Genomic DNA, 22,943 nt, shown 5'->3' with positions numbered 1-22,943 from the left:
GCGTCGCGCCGTGTGATGACCCAGGGGTGGTGAATCGGAACAACACTCCAGTTCACCGCGGCTTTCGCCCGGTTTGGGCAGGTGTCCGGCCCGCTTCGGGCCGACCGGACCGTTGCCGACCGGTCGCCGGCACGCCGGGTCCCCGCCCCCGGCCCCCACTCCCCCGCGCTGCCGTCGCTACGACGTCACGTCTCGTCCGGTGTCCGCGGCGGGCTGACCGTCGTGCGCGGAGGGCGCCGCTGGGAGGAGGTGCGCACGATCAGCTCGGTCGGTATCACCTGCTCGACCGGCTGGTCCGACTCGACGCCCTCGATGGCGTCGATGAGGAGCTGGACCACCGCGGTACCGATGCGGCGGGGCTTCAGGGAGAGCGTGGTGATGGGCGGCTCGGTGCTCGCGTACACCGTGGACTCGCTGCAGCACACCAGCAGCAGGTCGTCCGGGACGCGCAGCCCGTAGCGGCGGGCGGCGGCGAGCAGGTCGGTGCCGTTGGGGTCGAACAGGCCGTAGACCGCGTCGGGCCGGTCGGGGCGGGCGAGCAGCCGGTCGGCGGCGACGGCGCCCGCGCACGGGTCGTGCGCCGGGTAGGCCTCGTAGACCGGGTCCTGGCCGACCCGCTCGCACCAGCGCAGATAGGCCGTGGTGGACAGATGGGTGTACGTGTCCGTCGAGGTGCCCGTGAGCAGGCCGATGCGGCGGGCGCCGGCGGCGGCGAGATGGTCGAGGATGCCGAGTACGGCGGCCTCGTGGTCGTTGTCGACCCAGGCGGTGACCGGCAGCGTGCCCGCCGGGCGGCCGTCGGAGACGACCGGCAGTCCCTGTCGGACCAGCTCGCTGACCACCGGGTCCTGGTCGGAGGGGTCGATGACAACGGTGCCGTCGAGCGCGACGTTGGACCACACGTCGTGGCGTGAGGTCGCGGGCAGGATGACGAGGGCGTAGCCGCGGGCGAGCGCGGCCGAGGTGGCCGCCCGGGCCATCTCCGCGAAGTAGGCGAACTCCGTGAAGGTGAAAGGTTCATCCCCGTACGTCGTCACGGTCAGGCCGATCAGACCCGACTTGCCGGTACGGAGGGTGCGGGCGGCGGCCGAGGGGCGGTATCCGAGCCGGTCGGCGACCTCGCGGACATGGCGCCGGGTGGCATCCGGGAGCCGGCCCTTGCCGTTGAGGGCGTCGGAGACGGTCGTGATGGAGACTCCGGCGGCGGCGGCCACGTCTCTGATGCCCGCCCGGCCCGGCCGGCTGCCTCGACGTGAGGTTTCCGCGCGGCTCACCTGGTGCTTCCCTGCTGCTGTCATGGCGAGCCGATAGTAGGGCTCATGCGGTGGGGTAGTGCGGACGCATATGCACGCGTTGACAGGCACGTTTCTGCATGGTCATACGACGTCAACTACCTTAGAAATACAGGTAGTTGAACGATCCTGCGGCAGGACGTGATGTAGTGACGCGTATGGACCTGCCAAGTACCCGATGTCTCGAAGAGGTCTCAACTCACCTGCACGGGGGATGCGCGCCACGGCGTGAGCCACCGGCGCATAGATATATGTATGGCGCGCCCCCTGAAACGTACGCCTTCGTACGGGGATACCCCCGATGCCGCTGACGGGAGACGAGGTTCTCCGGTTGTCGTCCCCGCACCTGTACGCACCGGAGCCGAATCCTCATAAGGTGAGCAGTATTGGAAGCCGGCGGCGTCGACGGTCCGCCGGTGGTCGCGAGGAGGACTGCGGTGAGCGAGACGAGCCCGAAGCTGCGCGCCGAGCTGGAGGGTATCCCCACCTACAAGCCGGGCAAGCCTGCCGCGGCCGGCGGGCCGGTCGCCTACAAGCTGTCCTCCAACGAGAACCCGTACCCGCCGCTGCCCGGCGTGATGGAGAGCGTGACGGCGGCCGCCGCCGACTTCAACCGCTACCCGGACATGGCCTGCACCGGGCTGATGAACGAGCTGTCGGAGCGCTTCGGAGTCCCGCTCTCCCACCTGGCCACCGGCACCGGCTCGGTGGGCGTAGCTCAACAGCTCGTCCAGGCCACCAGCGGACCCGGCGACGAGGTGATCTACGCCTGGCGCTCCTTCGAGGCGTACCCGATCATCACGCAGATCAGCGGCGCCCGGTCGGTCCAGGTGCCGCTCACGCCCGGTGATGTGCACGACCTGGACGCCATGGCGGACGCGATCACCGACCGGACGCGGCTGATCTTCGTCTGCAACCCCAACAACCCGACCGGCACGGTGGTGCGGCGGGCCGAGCTGGAGCGGTTCCTCGACCGGGTGCCCGGCGATGTGCTGGTGGTGCTGGACGAGGCCTACCGGGAGTTCATCCGCGATCCCGAGGTGCCCGACGGCGTCGAGCTGTACCGGGACCGGCCCAACGTCTGCGTCCTGCGGACCTTCTCCAAGGCCTACGGGCTCGCCGGGCTGCGCGTCGGTTTCGCGATCGCCCATGAGCCGGTTGCGGCGGCGCTGCGCAAGACCGCGGTGCCGTTCGGAGTGAGCCAGCTGGCGCAGGAGGCGGCGATCGCCTCGCTGCGGGCGGAGGACGAGCTGCTGGGCCGGGTCGGCTCGCTGGTGTGCGAGCGCACACGCGTGGTCGACGCGCTGCGTGCCCAGGGCTGGACGGTGCCGGAGACACAGGCCAACTTCGTCTGGCTGCGGCTGGGGGAGCGTACGGTCGCGTTCGCGCAGGCCTGTGAGCAGCACGGAGTGGTGGTCCGGCCGTTCCCGGGCGAGGGTGTGCGGGTGACGGTCGGCGAGACCGAGGCGAACGACATCTTCCTGAAGGTGACGGAGGCGTTCCGCAAGGAGGTGTAGTTCCGCTCCGGCTCTACTCGTCGATCAGTTCCACTCGGATGGGGTCGCCGTCTCGTACGGTCGCCAGGATGGCGGCGTCCCCGTCCACGCTCCCGAGGACGTTGCACGGGCTCGCGAGGCGGCACTCCTCGCCTCGCGAGATCGGCGTGGGGCCGTAGGGGAGGGCGAGCGCGTCGCCGTCCGTCCAGAAGGCCACGGTGCCCGGCTCCACGACCTGCCGTGCGTCCGTTTCACGTGAAACAGAGACACCTGTGCCGAAATAGACCTCCTCGCCCCAGGTGCGGGCGCTGGAGGTGAGCGGTAGTGCCTTGGCGAGGGCCTGCGCGGTCGGTGTGTCTGCGTCGAGGGTCGCGGTGGTGTTTCCCGCGGGCCAGGAGATCCGTATCTGCATGGCGCGCAATTCAACAAGATGTTGAAGTCGCTGCCAAGGTCTTGACGTCGTGGCACTAGGGCCACCCCGCCCTGTCGGGCTGAAAATCAGTGCGTCATAATGGCTTGTGAATGTGAACGCGTTCACAAGCGCGTCCCGGTTGTCCCATGATGTGCGCGACAAAAGGGGCAAACTGCCGCTCACCACGGCGAAGTAAGGAGCTGACGACGTGGACTTGGCTTTGGCGCCGGAGACACTGGCGCGCTGGCAGTTCGGCATCACCACCGTCTACCACTTCCTGTTCGTCCCGCTGACGATCTCCCTGGCCGCCCTCACGGCCGGGCTCCAGACAGCCTGGGTACGCACGGAGAAGGAGAAGTACCTCAAGGCGACAAAGTTCTGGGGCAAGCTCTTCCTGATCAACATCGCCATGGGCGTGGTCACCGGCATCGTGCAGGAGTTCCAGTTCGGCATGAACTGGTCCGACTACTCGCGCTTCGTCGGTGACATCTTCGGGGCCCCGCTCGCCTTCGAGTCGCTGATCGCGTTCTTCTTCGAGTCCACCTTCATCGGCCTGTGGATCTTCGGCTGGGACAAGCTGCCCAAGAAGATCCACCTGGCCTGTATATGGATGGTCTCGATCGGCACGATCCTGTCGGCCTACTTCATCCTCGCGGCCAACTCCTGGATGCAGCACCCGGTCGGCTACAAGATCGACAAGGCCAGGCACCGCGCCGAGCTGACCGACTTCTGGGCCGTGCTGACCCAGAACACCGCGCTCAGTCAGGCCTTCCACACCCTGGCGGCGTCGTTCCTCACCGGTGGCGCCTTCATGGTCGGCATCGCCGCCTTCCACCTGGCCCGCAAGAAGCACATCCGAGTGATGAAGACCTCGCTGCGGCTGGGCCTGGTCACCGTGGTCATCGCCGGTCTGCTCACGGCGATCAGTGGCGACACCCTCGGCAAGGTCATGTACAAGCAGCAGCCGATGAAGATGGCCTCCGCCGAGGCGCTGTGGGACGGTCAGAAGCCGGCGCCCTTCTCGATCTTCGCCTACGGCGATGTGGAGAAGGGCCACAACAGCGTGGCGATAGAGATCCCCGGTCTGCTGTCCTTCCTGGCCGACGACAACTTCACCTCGTACGTCCCCGGCATCAACGACGTCAACAAGGCCGAGCAGCAGAAGTTCGGGCCCGGTGACTACCGGCCCAACATCCCGGTCGCCTTCTGGGGCTTCCGCTGGATGATCGGCTTCGGGATGGCCTCCTTCGCGATCGGTCTGGCCGGACTGTGGCTGACCCGCAAGAAGTTCCTGCTGCCCAAGCATCTGCGGGTCGGTGAGGACGAGGTGCCGCATCTGGTGCTGTTCAAGAACAAGGCGCTCAGCCCGAAGCTGTCGCCCTGGTACTGGCGGATCGCGACCTGGACCCTGGCCTTCCCGCTGATCGCCAACTCCTGGGGCTGGATCTTCACCGAGACGGGCCGCCAGCCCTGGGCCGTCTACGGCGTCTTCCAGACCCGCGACGCGGTCTCCCCCGGGGTCTCCCAGGCCGAGGTCCTCACCTCGATGATCGTCTTTACGTCGCTGTACGCGATCCTTGCGGTGATCGAGGTCAAGCTGCTCGCGAAGTACGTCAAGGCCGGCCCGCCCGAGCTGACCGAGGCGGACCTCAACCCGCCCACGAAGATCGGCGGCGACACCCGTGACGCCGACAAGCCGATGGCCTTCTCTTACTAGGCCGGGGGAACAGTCATGCATCTTCACGACGTCTGGTTCGTCCTCATCGCCGTCCTGTGGACCGGCTACTTCTTCCTGGAGGGCTTCGACTTCGGAGTCGGCATCCTCACCAAGCTGCTGGCCCGGGACCGGCCGGAACGGCGGGTGCTGATCAACACGATCGGGCCTGTCTGGGACGGCAACGAAGTGTGGCTGCTCACCGCGGGCGGCGCGACCTTCGCGGCCTTCCCGGAGTGGTACGCCACCCTCTTCTCCGGCTTCTATCTGCCCCTGCTGGTCATCCTGGTCTGCCTGATCGTCCGGGGCGTCGCCTTCGAGTACCGGGCGAAGCGGCCCGAGGAGAACTGGCAGCGCAACTGGGAGCATGCGATCTTCTGGACCTCGCTGATCCCGGCGTTCCTGTGGGGCGTGGCCTTCGGGAACATCGTGCGGGGAGTGAAGATCGACCAGCACTTCGAGTACGTCGGCACCGTCTGGGACCTGCTGAACCCCTACGCCCTGCTCGGCGGTCTGGTCACGCTCACGCTCTTCACCTTCCACGGGGCGGTGTTCACCGCGCTCAAGACCGTGGGGGACATCCGGGTGAGGGCACGCAAGCTGGCCCTGCGGGTCGGTCTCGTCACCGCCGTGGCGGCGCTCGCGTTCCTGCTGTGGACGCAGGCTCACACCGGCAACGGCCGGAGCCTGGCGGCCCTGATCGTGGCGGTCGCCGCGCTGGTCGCCGCGCTGGTGGCCAACCAGGCCGGGCGTGAGGGATGGTCATTCGCCCTGTCCGGCCTCACCATCGTGGCCGCCGTGGCGATGCTCTTCCTGTCGCTCTTCCCCAACGTCATGCCGTCCACCCTGAACGGGGACTGGAGCCTGACGGTCACCAACGCCTCGTCGAGCCCGTACACCCTGAAGATCATGACGTGGTGTGCGGGGATCGCCCTCCCGCTCGTCCTGCTCTACCAGGGCTGGACCTACTGGGTGTTCCGCAAACGGATCGGCACGCAGCACCTCGCCGCCGATATCGCGCACTGAGTCCGCCGAGGGTGTGTTTCACGTGAAACACACCCTCTGGACCGAAGGGCACGTTTCACGTGAAACCAATCGATCCACGTCTGCTGCGCTACGCCCGCGCCACCCGGCTCTTCCTCGTGGCGGTCGTCGGCCTGGGGGCCGTCGGTGCGGGGCTGGTCATCGCCCAGGCGATGCTCATCGCCGAGGTCGTCGTCGGTGCCTTCCAGCACGGGCAGTCCATTGCCGAGCTGCGTACTCCCCTGCTGCTGTTGGCGGCCGTCGCCGGCGGCCGGGCGATGGTCTCCTGGCTCACGGAACTGGCCGCTCACCGGGCGAGCGCGGCGGTGAAGTCCGAGCTGCGCGGACGGCTCCTGGACCGGGCGGCGGCGCTCGGTCCAGGCTGGCTGAGCGGTCAGCGGACCGGTTCGCTGGTCACCCTGGCCACGCGGGGTGTGGACGCCCTGGACGACTACTTCTCGCGCTATCTGCCGCAGTTGGGGCTTGCGGTGGTCGTGCCGGTGGCGGTGCTGGCGCGGATCGTCACCGAGGACTGGGTCTCTGCGGCGATCATTGTCGGCACCCTGCCGCTCATCCCGCTCTTCATGGTGCTGATCGGCTGGGCCACCCAGTCCCGGACGGACCGTCAGTGGCAGCTGCTGTCCCGGTTGTCCGGTCACTTCCTGGACGTGGTCGCGGGCCTGCCCACGCTGAAGGTGTTCGGCCGGGCCAAGGCGCAGGCCGAGTCCATCCGCAGGATCACCGGTGAGTACCGGCAGGCGACCATGCGGACCCTGCGGATCGCCTTCCTCTCCTCGTTCGCGCTGGAACTGCTCGCCACGCTGTCGGTGGCGCTGGTCGCGGTGACGATCGGCATGCGGCTCGTCCACGGGGACATGGATCTGTACATCGGCCTCGTGATCCTGGTGCTGGCGCCCGAGGCCTACCTTCCGTTGCGTCAGGTCGGTGCGCAGTATCACGCGGCGGCGGAGGGGCTGGCCGCCGCAGAGGAGATCTTCACGGTGCTGGAGACGCCGGTGCCGACGTCCGGTGCCGGAACGGTGCCCGCGGGTGCGGTGGCCTTCGAGTTCGAGGGGGTGACCGTCCGCTATCCCGGCCGTTCCGCCGATGCCGTGACCGATGTGTCCTTCACCGTGGAGCCCGGTGAGACGGTCGCGCTGGTGGGGCCGAGCGGGGTGGGCAAGTCGACGCTGCTGAACGTGCTGCTGGGGTTTGTGGAGCCCGCCGCGGGGCGAGTGAGGGTCGGCGGTGCGGACCTGGCAGGGCTGGACCTGGAGGAGTGGAGGTCCCGGATCGCCTGGGTGCCGCAGCGGCCGCATCTGTACGCCGGGACCATCGCGGAGAACGTACGACTGGCCCGGCCCGGCGCGGACGACGGTGCCGTACGGCGGGCGCTGCGGGACGCGGGGGCGCTGGAGTTCGTGGACGCGTTGCCCGAGGGCGTCGATACCGTGCTCGGCGAGTACGGAGCCGGGTTGTCGGCGGGGCAGCGGCAGCGGCTGGCGTTGGCGCGGGCGTTTCTTGCCGATCGGCCTGTGCTGTTGCTGGATGAGCCGACGGCTGCGCTGGACGGGGCGACCGAGGGGGAGGTCGTTGCCGCGGTACGGAGGCTTGCTGTCGGTCGTACGGTGCTGCTTGTTGTGCATCGGCCGGCGTTGCTCGACGTCGCGGATCGAGTGGTGCGCCTGAAGGACAGTCACACACCCAGGGAGCTCGGCTCCCCGGGCCCCCGCCCCCTGCACCCCCGCCCTCGCCCACCGGCCACCCAGCTTGATGGGCTGGAGAGTGGGTCGGCGGGCTCGGGCAGTGGCTCTGGAGGGCAGGCGCACGTTTCTGGGCGGAGCCGGAGTGTGCTTGCTCGGGTGCGGGCGCTTGGCGGGGCTTGGCGGGGGCGGCTCGGGGTGGCTCTGCTGCTCGGGGGGTTGGCGCTCGGCTGTGCTGTCGGGCTGATGGCGACGTCCGGGTGGCTCATCTCGCGGGCCTCGCAGCAGCCGCCCGTGCTGTATCTGATGGTGGCCGTGACCGCCACGCGGGCCTTCGGGATCGGGCGGGCCGTCTTCCGGTATGGCGAGCGGCTGGTGTCGCACGACGCGGTGCTGCGGATGCTGGCGGACACCCGGGTTGCCGTCTACCGGCGGCTGGAGCGTCTCGCGCCCGCCGGGCTGCGCAGCGCGCGCCGCGGTGATCTGCTCACCCGGCTGGTCGCGGACGTGGACGCGTTCCAGGACTACTGGCTGCGCTGGCTGCTGCCCGCATCGGTCGCCGTCGCCGTCTCCGCCGCCTCCGTCGGCTTCACGGCCTGGCTGCTGCCCGAGGCCGGAGCCGCCCTCGCCGTGGGCCTTGTGGCGGCCGGTGTTGGTGTCCCGCTCGTCACCGCGGCCGTGGCCCGGCGGGCCGAGCGGCGTCTGGCGCCGGCCCGGGGCATGCTCGCCATCCGCGTCACCGACCTCCTCACCGGCACCGCGGAGCTGACCGTCGCCGGTGCGCTGCCCGCCCGTAAGGACGCGGCCCGGCGCGCCGACGGCACGCTCACGCGGATCGCCTCGCGCGCCGCCGTGGCCACCGCGCTCGGTGACGGGCTGACCGCGCTGATCTCCGGGCTGACCGTGACGGCCGCGGCACTGTCCGGTGCTCAGGCGGTGGCCGCGGGCCGGCTCAGCGGCGTGGCGATGGCCGTGGTCGTCCTCACTCCCCTGGCGGCCTTCGAAGCCGTACTGGGCATGCCGCTCGCCGTGCGCCACCGGCAGCGGGTGCGGCGGAGCGCGGAGCGGGTGTACGAGGTGCTCGACGCCCCGGAGCCGGTACGCGAGCCGGATCGGCCGCGGCAGGCGCCCGCCTCGCCGTTCCCGCTGGTGCTCAAGGGACTCGGCGCACGGTACGAGGGGCAGCGCCGAGAGGCGCTGGCCCAGTTCGATCTCACGCTGGCGGAGGGGCGGCGGATCGCCGTGGTCGGGGCCTCCGGCGCCGGCAAGACGACCCTCGCCCAGGTGCTGCTGCGCTTCCTCGACCCGGAAGAGGGCACGTACACGCTCGCCGGTGTCGACGCGTACGCGCTGGCCGGTGACGACGTACGGCGGCTGGTCGGGCTGTGTGCGCAGGACGCGCATCTCTTCGACAGCTCGGTGCGTGAGAACCTCCTGCTGGCCAGGAAGGACGCCACCGAGGCCGAGCTGCGCCGGGCGCTGGCCCGGGCCCGGCTGCTGGACTGGGTGGACGGGCTGCCCGACGGCCTGGACACGCTCGTCGGCGAGCACGGGGCACGGCTGTCCGGTGGTCAGCGGCAGCGGCTCGCGCTGGCCCGCGCGCTGCTGGCCGACTTCCCCGTCCTGGTCCTCGACGAGCCCGCCGAGCATCTGGACCTGCCGACTGCGGACGCGCTCACGGCCGACCTGCTGGCCGCCACGGAGGGCCGTACGACGCTGCTGATCACCCACCGGCTGGCGGGGCTGGACGCGGTGGACGAGGTGATCGTCCTCGATGCGGGCCGTGTGGTGCAGCGGGGTGCGTACGCGGAACTTGTCGCGGTGGAGGGGCCGCTGCGGACGATGGCGCTGCGGGAGGAGGAGACGGAGGCGCTGGTGGGGGCGGAGGCGCCCCACTGAGCCACATAGGCCCGCTGAGCTCCAGCGGGATGCTAGAAACGTTCCGCGAGCAGTTCCTCGATGACGACCGCCACCCCGTCCTCGTTGTTGGCGACCGTACGGCCCGACGCGGCGGCGATGACGTCCGGGTGGGCGTTGCCCATCGCGTACGACCGGCCGGCCCAGGTCAGCATCTCCAGGTCGTTGGGCATGTCTCCGAAGGCGACGACCTCCTCGTGCGAGATGCCGCGTTCGGCACAGCACAGGGCGAGCGTGCTGGCCTTGGAGACCTCGGGGCCGCTCAGTTCCAGCAGGGCGCTGGGGCTGGAGCGGGTGACGTTGGCGCGGTCGGCGATCGCGACCCGGGCGAGGGCGAGGAAGGCGTCCGGGTCGAGGTCCGGGTGGTAGGCCAGGATCTTGAGCACGGGCTGGTCGGCGTCCGGTCCGTCGGGGGCGAGGAGCCGCTCGGCGGGCAGGAGGTTGTCCGGTATCTCCATGTGCAGCTTGGGATAGTCGGGTTCCTGGTGGAAGCCGTACGTCTGCTCCACTGCGAACACCGTGCCGGGTGCCGCCGTGCGCAGCCGTCGTACGGCGTCCAGGGCGCCCGCGCGGTCCAGCTCGCGCACCTTGACGAAGCGGTGGGCGCCGGGGCCGCCGTGCAGATCGACCACGGCGGCGCCGTTGCCGCAGATCGCCAGGCCATGGCCGTGGACGTGGTCGCTGACGACGTCCATCCAGCGGGCCGGGCGGCCGGTGACGAAGAAGACCTCGATGCCCGCTTCCTCGGCGGCGGCGAGCGCGGCGACGGTCCGCGGGGAGACCGATTTGTCGTCGCGCAGCAGGGTGCCGTCGAGGTCGGTGGCGATCAGCCGCGGGGGCACGGCGGCGGCAGGGGTCCCGGGCTGTCTGGTCGCTGAGGTCACCGGCCCATTCTCGCGCATATGCCCGCACGCCCGTGCGGGACTCCGCGCAGATGAGACACAGATGACGTTCTGCGGACCGGACGGTCCCCGGCGTCAGCCCAGTTGGGCGAGGCCCTCCATGGCGATCTGCTCGAAGACCTTCTCTTCCGCGGCGAAGTCGGAGTCCGGGATGGGCCAGTGGATCACGATCTCGGTGAAGCCCAGGTCCCGGTGCCGGCCGGCGAAGTCCACGAAGGCGTCCAGGGACTGAAGCGGCGTGCCGCGGTCCGGGGTGAAGCCGGTGAGCAGGATCTTGTCCAGCTCGGCCACGTCCCGCCCGACGGCCGCGCAGGCCTCGGACAGCTTGCCGAGCTGGCCGCGCAGGGCCTCGACGGACTGCTCCGGGGTGCCCGTCTCGTACAGCTTCGGGTCGCCCGTGGTGACCCACGCCTGCCCGTGCCGCGCGGCGAGCCTGAGGCCGCGCGGGCCGGTGGCCGCCACCGCGAACGGCAGCCGGGGACGCTGGACGCAGCCCGGGATGTTCCGCGCCTCGACCGCCGAGTAGAACCGGCCCTCGTACGACACCGCGTCCTCGGTGAGCAGCCGGTCGAGCAGCGGCACGAACTCGGCGAAGCGGTCGGCGCGTTCGCGCGGGCTCCACGGCTCCTGGCCGAGCGCGGTGGCGTCGAAGCCGGTGCCGCCGGCGCCGATGCCGAGGGTGATCCGGCCGCCGGAGATGTCGTCAAGGGAGATCAGCTCCTTGGCGAGGGTCACCGGGTGCCGGAAGTTCGGCGAGGTCACCAGCGTGCCGAGGCGGAGGCGCTCGGTGACGCCGGCGGCGGCGGTCAGCGTCGGGACCGCGCCGAACCACGGGCCGTCACGGAAGCTGCGCCAGGACAGGTGGTCGTAGGTGTACGCGGTGTGGAAGCCGAGCTGCTCGGCCCGGGTCCAGGCGGAACGGCCGCCTTCGCTCCAGCGGCGGTGGGGCAGGATCACGGTGCTCAGACGCAGGCTCATGCGGTCGAGGGTAAGCGGACCCACCGACAGCGGACGAAACGGTCACCGAATGTTCCGGCTCAGCCACGGACTGAGCAGGATCATCGGCACGTACTCGATGTGCGTGCGGTCGCCGGGCAGCGGGACGACCAGGCGGTAGCCGGGCGGGAAGCGGCGCGCCTTGACGCGGGCGAGGCCGTCGAAGACGGAACGGAGGAAGGCCGGCACGTCGTCGCGCGCGATGTCGGGGCACTCGACGCCCTCGACGGTGATCAGCGCGTCGTCGTCCGGGTAGAGCCGCACGCTCACCCGGGGCAGGCCGCCGAACTCGACGTATGCCTCGTGCGGCAGGGAGCCGTCCGGGTCCGTGGTCGTCCCGATGCCCGCGGCGCTGCGCCGCGAGGTCTGGTCGGCGCCGATGTCGTCGGTCACCTCGATCTCGCGCGCGTAGCGGGCGGCGAGGTCGCGCAGGGCGTTGACGGCGGCCTGGGTGGTCGGCAGATGCTCGGGCGAGTGGTCCATACCACTGATCATGGCATCGCGGTCACGGCACCACCGCTCACCGGCGTCCGGGAAACCGCAGGTAGCGCGGCGGTACGGCCTCCGTCAGCCAGACCCCGTTGGCGCTGACGCGGAACACATGGCCGTCCCGGTGCATGGCGCCCGCGTCCACGGCGAGCACCACGGGGCGGCCGCGGCGGGCGCCGACCCGGGTGGCGGTCTCGCGGTCGGCGGAGAGGTGCACGTCGTGCCGGTTCATGGGCCTGAGCCCCTGTGCGCGGATCGCGTCCAGATTGCGCGCGACGGTCCCGTGGTAGAGGTACGGCGGCGGGGTCACCGGGGGCAGTCCGAGGTCGACCTCGATGCTGTGGCCCTGGCTGGCGCGGATTCTGCCGCCCTCGATCGCGAAGCGCTGTTTGTCGTTGGCGGCCACCACGTGGTCCAGCTCCTCGCGCGTGAACGGGAAGCCGTGGGCGGCGGCCGCGGCGATCAGGGTGTCGATCTCCACCCAGCCGGCCGGGTCCGGGGCGAGCCCGATCCGCTCCGGCTGGTGACGCAGGTGCCGGGAGAGGTACTTCGACACCTTCACGGTGCGTCTGTCGTCGATGGGTCTTTCGTTCATGTGTCCAGCGTGCGCGCGAGACGCTGATCACGCAGGTTTTTTTGTTGGCAGGTTTGATCCACAACCAAGTGAGGTTATCCACAGGGGAATTGGCGAATCTGTGGACAAGTGACATACCATTTAGGGTGATTCACGAAGTTCCTTGGCTGCAAAGGAATCTGTGGACAGCCGGTCCAACGCCCGTGCTCTGACCTCTCGTTCGGCCGCCAGTGCGATGAACTCGGACACATGCCCGGGGCCAACAAGCCTTTTCACAGCGGCGATCACCCCGGCGGGCACGGACACGGAACGAGTGGCGACCGGATCATCAGCCGGCTTCTCCGCGACCAGATGCGTGCGCAAGTGCCGAGTGGCCAAAGTGCGCATGGCGCGCGCGAGTTCGGCCTCCAGCGTCTGCTGTGCCAGGGGCCGCAGCCGGCGCACGAGGGAGGCCGCCTCCGCCGCGTGCGCGTCCGTGCGGTGACCGGGATCGTCCAGGTAGCGCGCGAAGACATACTCGGTGGTGAACTCCAGGAAACGGGCGGCGATGTGCTCGACCTGGCCCCTCAACTCCCGCAGATGGCCCGAGATCGCGGACAGCGGGACTCCGGCCGCATGCAACTCGACGGCCACGGACAGCTCTTGGGGGCTCGGCACCAGGAACGTGTCCGGGTCGCCGTCGATCCGCTCCAGCACGCCCAGCTCGACCGCCTCCGCCACGGCGTCGTCGTCGGGCGTGCCGCCGAAGCGGGCGTCGAGTTCGGCACGGGTGACGCGATCGGGGCGTTCGTCCGTCCAGGGGCCGTCGACCTCGGTGACCAGGCCCAGCACCCCGCCCAGGCCCCGGCCGGTGTCCCAGGCCTCCAGCAGCTCCTTGATCGAGGCCAGGGTGTAGCCGCGGTCGAGGAGGTGGGCGATCTGGTGAAGCCGGGTGACGTGCGCCTCGGAGTAGACGTTGGCCCGCCCCCGGCGCTCGGGCCGGGGGAGCAGACCGCGGTCCTGGTAGGCGCGGATGGTCCGTACCGTCGTCGCGGTGTGGTGCGCGAGATCCTCGATGCGGTACGTCCGCGCGGGCGGCGCCCCGGTCATGTCACAGCCTCGGCTCCACGCGCGCGATGCGCCGCAACGCCCCCGGCAGGAAACGGGACATGAGGTGAGCGCCGCGGGCCTCCGGGGTCACCGGGACGACCGCCTTGTCGCGGCTCACCGCGTCCAGGATCGCCGCGGCCACCTTCTCCGGCGGGTAGTTGCGCATGCCGTACAGCCGGGCCGAGTTCCTCTGGCGGCGGCGCTCCTCCGCCTCGTCGACGCCGGCGAAGCGGGCCGTGGAGGTGATGTTCGTGTTGACGAACCCGGGGCAGATCGCGCTCACCCCGATGTCCTGACCGGCGAGTTCGGCGCGCAGGCACTCGGAAAGCATCAGCACCGCCGCCTTGGAGGTGCTGTAGGCCGACAGCGCGCGGGAGGGCTGGTAGGCCGCCGCGGAGGCGACGTTGACGATGTGGCCGCCCTGGCCGCGCTCGCTCATCCGCGTGCCGAAGAGCCGGCAGCCGTGGATCACGCCCCACAGGTTCACGTCCAGGACCTTGCGCCAGTCGTCCGTCGTCGTGGCGAAGAAGGAGCCGGACAGGCCGATGCCCGCGTTGTTGACCAGCACGTCCAGCACGCCGTACGCGCGGTGCACCTTCTCGGCGAGCTTCTCCATCGCCTGCTCGTCGGAGACGTCGGCGGTCTCCGCCCAGGCCTCGGGCGCGCCGATCAGCCGGGACAGCTCGGCGGTGCGGGCGGCGGCCTCGGCGTCGCGGTCGACGGCGACCACGCGCGCCCCGGCCTCCGCGAAGGCGAACGCCGTGGCCCGGCCGATACCGCTGCCCGCGCCGGTGACCAGCACCAACTGCCCGCCGAACCGGGCGGCGTGACGGCCGGTGGCCTCCGGCTCGGGACGGCCGCCGTCGACGGACATGATGAACTCCTCGATCCAGGAGGCGACCTGGTCGGGCCGGGTGCGCGGGACCCAGTGCCGGGCCGGGAGCGTGCGGCGGGTCAGCTGGGGCACCCACCGCTCCAGGTCGTCGTAGAGCCGCTCGGAGAGGAACGCGTCCCCCTGGGGCGTGATGAGCTGCACGGGCGCGTGTGCGTACGCGTCGGCGCGGGGCCTGGTCAGCCGGGCGCGGACGTTGTCCCGGTACAGCCAGGCGCCGTGCGCCGCGTCGGAGGGGAGGGACGCGGTCGGGTAGTCGCCGCCGGGGACCTTCTCGACCCGCTCCAGGATGCCCGGCCAGCGCTTGCCGAGCGGGCCGCGCCAGGCCAGCTCGGGCAGGGCGGGCGTGTGCAGCAGGTACACGTACCAGGACTTGGCGCCCTGGCCGAGCAGCTGGCCCACCCGGCGGGGTGTCGGACGCTTCACGCGCGCGTTGATCCAGTGCCCGAAGTGGTCCAGGGACGGGCCGGAGATCGAGGTGAAGGAGGCGATACGGCCCTCCGTGCGGCCCACCGTGACGAACTCCCACGACTGCACCGAACCCCAGTCGTGCCCGACCAGGTGCACCGGCCGGTCCGGGCTGACGGCGTCCAGCACGGCCAGGAAGTCGTCGGTGAGCTTGGCGAGGGTGAATCCGCCGCGCAGCGGTTTCGGTGCCGTCGAGCGGCCGTGGCCGCGGACGTCGTACAGCACCACGTGGAAGCGGCCGGCGAGGCGGACGGCGACCTCGGACCAGACCTCCTTGCTGTCCGGGTAGCCGTGCACCAGCACCACCGTCGGCGCTTGCGGATCGCCCAGCTCGGCCACGCACAGCTCGACCCCGCCGGTGGCTATGCGGCGCTCCCGCGCCCCTTCCAGTGTCACTTCTCCTCCGCCCAGCGCCGCACGTGCGGCAGATCGTCGTCCAGCCAGAACGCGCTCTGTTCGGGGTCCTTGGAGTCGGTGACCACGAGGATCTCCTCGAACTTCGCGCCCGTACCCCGGAAGCCGAGGTGGGGTTCGACCGCCCACAGGCCCGGCCGCGGCGGGTGGTCCGAGAAGCGGTACGGCGACCACAGGGGCGACCAGCCCTCGCGGTGGCCGTGCAGCGCGTCGGCGGCCAGACCCTTCAGGGACTGCGTGCCGAACCCGAACAGGTGCGGGGAGAAACGGCGCTGCTTGACCCGGTCCACCTTGTGGGCGATCACCCCGAACGGGTACGCGCGGTGCCGGTTGGCGTAGCCCTGGCGGACCATGAGCCGGTCCACGTCCTCGTAGATCTCGCGCAGCGGGCGCCGCTCGCGCACCTCGCGCAGGATCAGCTCGCGGTGTGCCTCCAGGTCGGCCAGCAGCCGGTCCTGCACCGGGTTCACCCCGAGGGAGCCCGAGTAGCCGATGTCCGCCGTGTATCCCTCGTAGACCGGTGCCATGTCCAGGATGAACGGCATCCCGGGCGCCAGGGCGCGGTCGGTGGGGAAGAACTGCAGGGGTATGCGGAAGTTCACGAACGCGGTGCGGTCGCCGAACCACGCGAAGGGCAGATGGAACCAGTCCCGCACCCCGCGCTCACGCAGCCACTCGCGCTGCATCCGCGCCGCCTCGCGCTCGGTCACGCCCGGCTCCAGCCGCGCCGCGACCGCCTCCGCGCACTCGTAGGCGAGGCGCTGCACCCGCCTGAACCCCCGCAGCTCCACGGAGAGTTCGCTGCTCACTGCCGTCGTCATGCCGCCCCGTCCCGTCGTGCCGCCGATTCGTCCCATCGGCTGCGGTACGCGTCCGTAACTTGACACCGGTGAATGTGACAGTTGTTAGAGGCGGCGTCAATAGGAGGGATGTCAGGCTGTGGAAAACCCTCGGTAACCCTTCGGTGGGGCATCCCCTAGGGCCCCGTAATACCTGGGTCTGACGCCAAGACGGCTCTGAGGTCTGACGACCGGCGTGTCCTGAATCACTACGGTCGAAGGCGTGACTGTGATCGCGACCGAAAGCCTGAGCAAGCGGTTCCCCCGGGTGACCGCTCTCGACCGGCTGTCCGTGGACATCGGAGCCGGTGTGACCGGACTCGTCGGAGCCAACGGCGCCGGCAAGTCCACCCTGATCAAGATCCTGCTGGGGCTGTCCCCCGCCACGGAGGGCCGTGCCGAGGTGCTCGGCCTGGACGTCGCCACCAAGGGCGGCACCATCCGCGAGCGCGTCGGGTACATGCCGGAGCACGACTGTCTGCCACCGGACGTCTCGGCCACCGAGTTCGTCGTCCACATGGCGCGCATGTCCGGCCTGCCGCCCACCGCCGCCCGCGAACGCACCGCGGACACCCTGCGCCACGTCGGCCTGTACGAGGAGCGCTACCGCCCCATCGGCGGCTACTCGACCGGCATGAAGCAGCGGGTGAAGCTCGCCCAGGCGCTGGTGCACGACCCGCAGCTGGTCTTCCTGGACGAGCCGACCAACGGCCTCGACCCGGTCGGCCGGGACGACATGCTCGGCCTGATCCGCCGCATCCACACCGACTTCGGCATCTCGGTCCTGGTCACCTCCCACCTGCTGGGCGAGCTGGAGCGCACCTGCGACCACGTCGTCGTCATCGACGGCGGCAAGCTCCTGCGCTCCAGCTCCACCACCGACTTCACCCAGACCACGACGACCCTCGCGATCGAGGTCACCGACAGCGAGACCCACCCCGACGGCACCCGCGCGGTCCGCGAGGCGCTCCACGCGCGCGGGGTCGACAGCCACGGCGAAGGCGCGGGGCTCCCCGGCGCGGGACACATCCTGCTGCTGACCGCCGAGGGCGAGGAGATCTACGACCTCGTCCGGGACGTCGTCGCCGACCTCGGCCTCGGCCTGGTGCGCATGGAGCAGCGCCGGCACCACATCTCGGAGGTCTTCCGGGACAGCGACGAGCAGCGCAAGGAGGAGGCCGTCCATGGCGGTTGAGCACCCCCTGGCCGCCCCCGCCGGCGACCAGACCCGCATCCACGACATCGGCTACCGCGGCTACGACGGCCCCCGCCTCGGCCGCGCCTACGCCCGCCGCTCGCTGTTCGCGCAGTCCCTGCGCGGCGCCTACGGACTCGGCCGCTCGGCCAAGTCCAAGGTGCTGCCGATGCTGCTGTTCGCAGTGATGTGCGTGCCCGCCGCCATCATGGTGGCCGTCGCGGTCTTCACCAAGGCGCACGAACTGCCGGTCGCCTACACCCGCTACGCGATCCTGCTGCAGGCCGTGATCAGCCTGTACGTCGCCTCCCAGGCACCCCAGTCCGTCTCCCGCGACCTGCGCTTCAAGACCGTACCGCTGTACTTCTCGCGGCCCATCGAGACCGCCGACTACGTCCGCGCCAAGTTCGCGGCACTCGCCTCGGCGATCTTCATCCTCACCGGCGCCCCCCTGCTCGTGATGTACGTGGGCGCGCTGCTGGCCAAGCTGGGCTTCGCCCACCAGACGAAGGAATTCGCCGAGGGACTGGTCTCCGTGGCGCTGCTCTCCCTGCTGTTCGCCGGCATCGGCCTCGTCATCGCCGCCGTCACTCCGCGCCGGGGCTTCGGCATCGCCGCCGTGATCGCCGTGATGATCATCTCCTACGGCGCCGTCTCCACGCTCCAGGCCATCTCCGACGTGCACAACCACGCGAGCGCCATCCCGTGGATCGGCCTGTTCTCACCGGTCACCCTCATCGACGGCGTCCAGTCGGCCTTCCTGGGCGCGACCCCCCGTAATCCCGGAGGCGTCAGCCCGTCGGCCGGACAGGGCGTGGTCTACGTCCTGGTCGTGCTCGCCCTGATCGCCGGCAGCTACGGCCTGCTGATGCGCCGCTACAAGAAGGTGGGACTGTGACCACGCTCGTCATCGACCACGTCTCCCGCTGGTTCGGCAACGTGGTCGCCGTCAACGACATCACCATGACCATCGGACCCGGCGTCACCGGCCTGCTCGGCCCCAACGGCGCCGGAAAGTCCACCCTGATCAACATGATGGGCGGCTTCCTCGCCCCCTCCACCGGCACCGTCACCCTCGACGGACAGCAGGTGTGGCGCAACGAGCAGATCTACCGGCACATCGGCATCGTCCCCGAGCGCGAGGCGATGTACGACTTCCTCACCGGCCGCGAGTTCGTCGTCGCCAACGCCGAGCTGCACGGCCTGGGCGACAAGGCGGCCCAACGGGCGCTCGCCACGGTCGAGATGGAGTACGCGCAGGACCGCAAGATCGCCACGTACTCCAAGGGCATGCGCCAGCGCGTGAAGATGGCGAGCGCCCTCGTCCACGAGCCCTCGCTGCTCCTGCTGGACGAGCCGTTCAACGGCATGGACCCGCGTCAGCGCATGCAACTGATGGATCTGCTGCGGAAGATGGGCGACGAGGGCCGCACGGTGCTGTTCTCCTCGCACATCCTCGAAGAGGTCGAGCAGCTCGCCCGGCACATCGAGGTCGTCGTCGCCGGCAGGCACGCGGCCAGCGGCGACTTCCGTAAGATCCGCCGTCTGATGACCGACCGCCCGCACCGCTACCTGGTGCGTTCCAGTGACGACCGCGCCCTCGCGGCCGCGCTGATCGCCGACCCCTCGACGGCCGGCATCGAGGTCGACCACAGCGAGGGCGCGCTGCGCGTCCAGGCCGTCGACTTCGGCCGCTTCACCGCCCTGCTGCCGAAGGTCGCCCGGGACCACGGCATCCGGCTCCTCACGGTCTCGCCGTCCGACGAGTCCCTGGAGTCCGTCTTTTCGTACCTGGTCGCGGCGTAGGAGGCCGAAGATGTACGACCCCACCGTCGCCCGGCTCACCTACCGGGCCCTGCTCGGCCGTCGCCGGGCCCTCATCCTCGGCGCGCTGCCGCTGCTCCTGATCGTGCTCTCCGTGGCCGTGCGGGCCCTGACCGGAGCCGACGACCAGACCGCGTCCGACGTCCTCGGCGGCTTCGCCATCGCGACGATGGTGCCGATCATCGGCGTCATCGCGGGCACGGGCGCGATCGGCCCCGAGATCGACGACGGCTCCGTCGTCTACCTGCTGTCCAAACCGCTGAAGCGGCCCGCGATCATCTTCACCAAGCTGATCGTCGCCATCGCCGTGACCATGGTCTTCTCGGCGGTGCCGACCCTGATCGCGGGCCTGATCCTCAACGGCAACGGCCAGCAGATCGCCGTCGCCTACACGGTCGCCGCGCTGGTCTCCTCCATCGCCTACTCGGCGCTGTTCCTGCTGCTGGGCACGGTCTCCCGGCACGCGGTGGTCTTCGGACTGGTCTACGCGCTGGTCTGGGAGGCGCTGTTCGGCTCCCTGGTGCCCGGCGCGCGCACGCTCAGCGTCCAGCAGTGGTCGCTGGCCGTCGCCCACAAGGTGGCCGGCGGGGACCTCGTGACGTCCTACGTGGGCCTGCCGACGGCCACCGTGCTGCTGGTGGTCGTCACGGTGCTGGCGACCTGGTACGCCGGCCAGAAGCTGCGGGCACTGAAGCTCACGGGCGAGGAGTAGGCCTCCGGCCGCTTGACGGGGGCTTCACACCGGGCCGGGCACACTGGACAAAGCAGGACGTAGGGCTAGGAGGTCGTCGATGGCAGAGGAGATACCCGCACACGACGGGCACGGGCGCCTTGAGGGCGACGTCCGGGACGGGCTGGACGGGCTGGACGGGCTCGTCCTGGACGAGGAGTTCATCCGGGGCGCCGAGACCTCCGAGCCGTCGGCGCGGGCCCGTATGCTCGCCGCCCGCTGGCGCGCCGAGGAGCCCGAGCCGCAGCCGTGGCGCTCCGACGAGCCGCCGGCGGGCTGGTTCTTCAGCAAGGCCCGGCGGCGCAGATGGCGCCGCCGGTAATTCGGTGGCGTCCAACTCGGCGGCGGGGCAGAGTGGTTGCAGCCCATCCGCCGGGAATGTCCCGGCGCCGCGATCCGGGAGTGGAGGTGGGCGATGTCCATGCACGGCAGTACGCCCAGCTCCCGACAGGGCGGTCCGGGGTCGGCTCCGGTGTAGTTACCCCGCCGTGGAGCCACAGGAACCGCCCGGGGCGGCCGCGAGGCGCTGCCGCTGTGGTACGGCCGGTCTTCAGCCGGGGTTGGTCATGTCGGCGCCCCGCGTTGCAGGCTGTGCCCACCCGTTCCGCCCTGCGGAACGATTGCCCACAGCGGTCGGCCCGCGCGGCCGCCTTCCCAGCCTTCAGCCCAGCAACCGCTCCAGCACCACCGCGATGCCGTCCTCCTCGTTGGAGGCGGTCACTTCGTCGGCCACCCCGCGGAGCGCCTCGTGGGCGTTGGCCATCGCCACACCCCGGGAGGACCAGGCGAACATCGGGATGTCGTTGGGCATGTCGCCGAAGGCGATCGTGTCGGCCGCCTTCAGGCCCAGACGGCGGGCCGCCAGAGACAGCCCTGTCGCCTTGGACAGGCCGAGCGGGAGCAGTTCCACGATGCCCTCGCCCGCCATGGCCACGGTGACGAAGCCGCCGGCCGCGCGCTGGGCCGCCTGCGCCAACTCGTCGTCGGACAGCGTCGGATGCTGTATGTAGATCTTGTTCAGCGGCGCCGTCCACAGGTCGGACGCGTCCGTGAAGGGGGTGGCGGGGAGCCTGCCCGTGACCGCGTACCCCGGACCCACCAGCACCTCGCCGTCCAGGCCGTCCCGGCTGGCCGCGAGATACAGCGGGCCCACCTCGGCCTCGATCTTGGCCAGGGCCACGCCCGCCAGCTGACGGTCCAGGGTGACCGAGGTCAGCAGGCGGTGCGCGCCGGCGTCGTAGACCTGTGCGCCCTGGCCGCAGACGGCGAGGCCGTCGTAGCCGAGGTCGTCCAGGATGTGCCGGGTCCACGGGACCGCGCGGCCGGTGACGACGATGTGCGCGGCGCCCGCCGCGGTGGCCGCGGCGAGCGCGTCACGCGTGCGCTGCGAGACCGACTCGTCGGAGCGCAGGAGCGTTCCGTCGAGGTCGGTGGCGATCAGTCGGTACGGGAAACCGGTCACTTGGCGACCGGCTCCAGGACCTCCCGGCCGCCCAGGTACGGGCGCAGCACCTCGGGGACCCGGACGGAGCCGTCGGCCAGCTGGTGGTTTTCCAGGATCGCCACGATCGTCCGCGGTACGGCGCACAGCGTGCCGTTGAGCGTGGCGAGCGGCCTGACCTGCTTGCCGTCACGCATCCGGATCGACAGGCGGCGGGACTGGAACTCGGTGCAGTCCGAGGTCGAGGTCAGCTCGCGGTACTTGCCCTGGGTCGGGATCCACGCCTCGCAGTCGAACTTGCGGGCGGCCGAGGAGCCGAGGTCGGCGGTGGCGACGTCGATCACGCGGAACGGCAGCTCCAGCGAGGTCAGCCACTGCTTCTCCCACTCCAGCAGACGCCGGTGCTCGTTCTGGGAGTCCTCGGGGTCGACGTACGAGAACATCTCGACCTTGTCGAACTGGTGCACCCGGAAGATGCCCCGGGTGTCCTTGCCGTGCGAGCCGGCCTCGCGGCGGAAGCACGGGGAGAAGCCCGCGTAGCGCAGCGGCAGCCGGTCGGCGTCGATGATCTCGTCCATGTGATAGGACGCGAGGGCGACCTCGGAGGTGCCGACCAGGTACAGGTCGTCCTTGTCGAGGTGGTAGACGTCCTGGGCCGCCTGGCCGAGGAAGCCGGTGCCCGCCATGGACTGCGGGCGCACCAGCGCCGGGGTGAGCATCGGCGTGAAGCCGGCCGCGGTGGCCTGGGCCATCGCCGCGTTCACCAGGGCCAGCTCCAGCAGGGCGCCGACGCCGGTGAGGAAGTAGAAGCGGGAGCCGGAAACCTTGGCGCCGCGCTCGACGTCGATCGCGCCGAGCAGCTGGCCGAGCTCCAGGTGGTCCTTGGGCGCGAAGCCCTCGGCACCGAAGTCCCGGATCGTGCCGTGCGTCTCCAGCGTGACGAAGTCCTCCTCGCCGCCGACGGGCACGTCGGGGTGGACGAGGTTGCCGAGCCGGAGCAGCAGCTCCTGCGTCTCGGCGTCGGCCGCGTCGCGCTCGGCGTCGGCGGCCTTGACGTCGGCCTTAAGCTGCTCGGCACGCTTCAGCAGCTCGGCCTTCTCGTCGCCGGTGGCCTTGGGGATCTGCTTGCCGAGCTGCTTCTGCTCGGCGCGCAGCTCGTCGAAGCGGACGCCGGAGGACCTGCGCCGCTCGTCGGCAGACAGGAGGGAGTCGACGAGCGCGACATCCTCTCCACGGGCGCGCTGGGACGCGCGCACACGGTCGGGGTCCTCACGAAGCAGGCGAAGGTCAATCACGAGGTCAAGGCTACCGGTGCGGGCTCGCCGCTCACGAATCACTATTCGGTGGAGTTCCGATCAGCCACTATTTCGATGCTTACGTTCCGTTATGCGTAAATTGCGGAACGTGTAAGTACACGCCAGAAGCGCGTCAAGCGAAAATGTCTCATTCCCTGGGACGGAGCAGGCCCCTGATGCCCGGTTGACCGGATTTCCTTGTGGAGAACGGGACTTCGCGGCCTCACTGTCCACAGGA

Annotated in this window: 20 protein-coding genes; 9 read left to right on the top strand and 11 right to left on the bottom strand. The window is 70.5% G+C overall.

From position 1 onward, the window contains the following. Positions 1–185: 185 nt before the first annotated feature. Entirely contained in the window at positions 186–1,298 is a 1,113-nt protein-coding gene (locus LE548_RS29120) for a LacI family DNA-binding transcriptional regulator (RefSeq protein ID WP_225099933.1), read from the bottom strand. Between the two features lie 431 nt (positions 1,299–1,729). Between LE548_RS29120 and hisC the strand changes: the two genes are divergently transcribed. Beyond that, the gene (gene hisC / locus LE548_RS29115; protein ID WP_225099932.1) at positions 1,730–2,809 is read left to right on the top strand and encodes a histidinol-phosphate transaminase; all 1,080 of its coding nucleotides are present in this window, start codon (positions 1,730–1,732) and stop codon (positions 2,807–2,809) included. Positions 2,810–2,822: 13 nt separating this feature from the next. Here hisC and LE548_RS29110 read toward each other — a convergent pair whose 3' ends face one another. Then, entirely contained in the window at positions 2,823–3,200 is a 378-nt protein-coding gene (locus LE548_RS29110) for a cyclophilin-like fold protein (protein WP_225099931.1), read from the bottom strand. Positions 3,201–3,408: 208 nt separating this feature from the next. On the opposite strand from LE548_RS29110, the gene LE548_RS29105 reads away from it, so the two are divergent. Genes LE548_RS29105 through cydD form a run of 3 tightly spaced genes read left to right on the top strand, consistent with a single transcriptional unit; the run spans position 3,409 to position 9,539 of the window. Continuing rightward, on the top strand, positions 3,409–4,917 hold the full coding sequence (locus tag LE548_RS29105; RefSeq protein ID WP_225099930.1) for a cytochrome ubiquinol oxidase subunit I: 1,509 nt from the start codon (positions 3,409–3,411) through the stop codon (positions 4,915–4,917). 15 nt (positions 4,918–4,932) lie between these two features. Further along, complete coding sequence (cydB, locus tag LE548_RS29100) at positions 4,933–5,940, top strand: cytochrome d ubiquinol oxidase subunit II (protein ID WP_225099929.1); 1,008 nt, start codon at positions 4,933–4,935, stop codon at positions 5,938–5,940. Between the two features lie 59 nt (positions 5,941–5,999). Further along, positions 6,000–9,539 carry a thiol reductant ABC exporter subunit CydD gene (gene cydD / locus LE548_RS29095; protein WP_225099928.1) on the top strand — a complete coding sequence of 1,180 codons (3,540 nt, stop codon included), beginning with the start codon at positions 6,000–6,002 and terminating at the stop codon, positions 9,537–9,539. Positions 9,540–9,571: 32 nt separating this feature from the next. Here the strand turns inward: cydD and LE548_RS29090 are convergent, their stop codons facing one another. From LE548_RS29090 to LE548_RS29060, 7 genes are all read right to left on the bottom strand, one after another. Then, on the bottom strand, positions 9,572–10,459 hold the full coding sequence (locus LE548_RS29090; RefSeq protein WP_225099927.1) for a Cof-type HAD-IIB family hydrolase: 888 nt from the start codon (positions 10,457–10,459) through the stop codon (positions 9,572–9,574). Between the two features lie 75 nt (positions 10,460–10,534). After that, entirely contained in the window at positions 10,535–11,437 is a 903-nt protein-coding gene (locus LE548_RS29085) for an LLM class flavin-dependent oxidoreductase (RefSeq protein ID WP_225099926.1), read from the bottom strand. 42 nt (positions 11,438–11,479) lie between these two features. Further along, the gene (locus tag LE548_RS29080) at positions 11,480–11,950 is read right to left on the bottom strand and encodes a hypothetical protein (protein ID WP_225099925.1); all 471 of its coding nucleotides are present in this window, start codon (positions 11,948–11,950) and stop codon (positions 11,480–11,482) included. Between the two features lie 25 nt (positions 11,951–11,975). Continuing rightward, positions 11,976–12,539, bottom strand: a complete 564-nt coding sequence (locus LE548_RS29075; protein WP_225099924.1) for an RNA 2'-phosphotransferase — start codon at positions 12,537–12,539, stop codon at positions 11,976–11,978. 120 nt (positions 12,540–12,659) lie between these two features. After that, entirely contained in the window at positions 12,660–13,607 is a 948-nt protein-coding gene (locus LE548_RS29070) for a MerR family transcriptional regulator (protein ID WP_225099923.1), read from the bottom strand. Between the two features lies 1 nt (position 13,608). Continuing rightward, a complete protein-coding gene (locus LE548_RS29065; protein WP_225099922.1) occupies positions 13,609–15,363 on the bottom strand; it encodes an SDR family oxidoreductase in 1,755 nt (584 codons plus the stop codon). After that, complete coding sequence (locus LE548_RS29060; RefSeq protein ID WP_225099921.1) at positions 15,360–16,202, bottom strand: M24 family metallopeptidase; 843 nt, start codon at positions 16,200–16,202, stop codon at positions 15,360–15,362. Before LE548_RS29060 ends, LE548_RS29065 begins: the two co-directional genes overlap by 4 nt. 247 nt (positions 16,203–16,449) lie before the next feature. Here LE548_RS29060 and LE548_RS29055 point away from each other — a divergent pair, with 247 nt between their 5' ends. From LE548_RS29055 to LE548_RS29035, 5 genes are all read left to right on the top strand, one after another. After that, positions 16,450–17,415, top strand: coding sequence for an ABC transporter ATP-binding protein (locus LE548_RS29055; RefSeq protein ID WP_308030729.1), 966 nt, complete (start codon positions 16,450–16,452; stop codon positions 17,413–17,415). Continuing rightward, the gene (locus LE548_RS29050; RefSeq protein ID WP_225099919.1) at positions 17,405–18,313 is read left to right on the top strand and encodes an ABC transporter permease subunit; all 909 of its coding nucleotides are present in this window, start codon (positions 17,405–17,407) and stop codon (positions 18,311–18,313) included. Before LE548_RS29055 ends, LE548_RS29050 begins: the two co-directional genes overlap by 11 nt. Then, positions 18,310–19,221 (top strand): ABC transporter ATP-binding protein, encoded by a 912-nt coding sequence (locus LE548_RS29045; protein ID WP_225099918.1) that lies wholly within the window; start codon positions 18,310–18,312, stop codon positions 19,219–19,221. The genes LE548_RS29050 and LE548_RS29045 overlap by 4 nt, the downstream gene beginning before the upstream one ends. A gap of 10 nt (positions 19,222–19,231) precedes the next feature. Continuing rightward, entirely contained in the window at positions 19,232–19,951 is a 720-nt protein-coding gene (locus LE548_RS29040; protein ID WP_225099917.1) for an ABC transporter permease, read from the top strand. A 79-nt stretch (positions 19,952–20,030) separates the two neighbouring features. Further along, positions 20,031–20,291: a hypothetical protein gene (locus tag LE548_RS29035; protein ID WP_225099916.1), complete on the top strand. Its 261-nt coding sequence runs from the start codon at positions 20,031–20,033 to the stop codon at positions 20,289–20,291. Positions 20,292–20,630: 339 nt separating this feature from the next. Here the strand turns inward: LE548_RS29035 and LE548_RS29030 are convergent, their stop codons facing one another. Next, positions 20,631–21,431: an HAD family hydrolase gene (locus LE548_RS29030; protein WP_225099915.1), complete on the bottom strand. Its 801-nt coding sequence runs from the start codon at positions 21,429–21,431 to the stop codon at positions 20,631–20,633. After that, positions 21,428–22,705: a serine--tRNA ligase gene (gene serS, locus LE548_RS29025; protein ID WP_225099914.1), complete on the bottom strand. Its 1,278-nt coding sequence runs from the start codon at positions 22,703–22,705 to the stop codon at positions 21,428–21,430. Before serS ends, LE548_RS29030 begins: the two co-directional genes overlap by 4 nt. Positions 22,706–22,943 lie beyond the last annotated feature (238 nt).

It is taken from the genome of Streptomyces sp. CoH27, assembly GCF_020181035.1.
Classification (GTDB): Bacteria; Actinomycetota; Actinomycetes; order Streptomycetales; family Streptomycetaceae; genus Streptomyces; species Streptomyces camelliae.
Note: the sequence above shows the minus strand (reverse complement) of the source record. Positions and strands in the feature narration are given on the sequence as shown.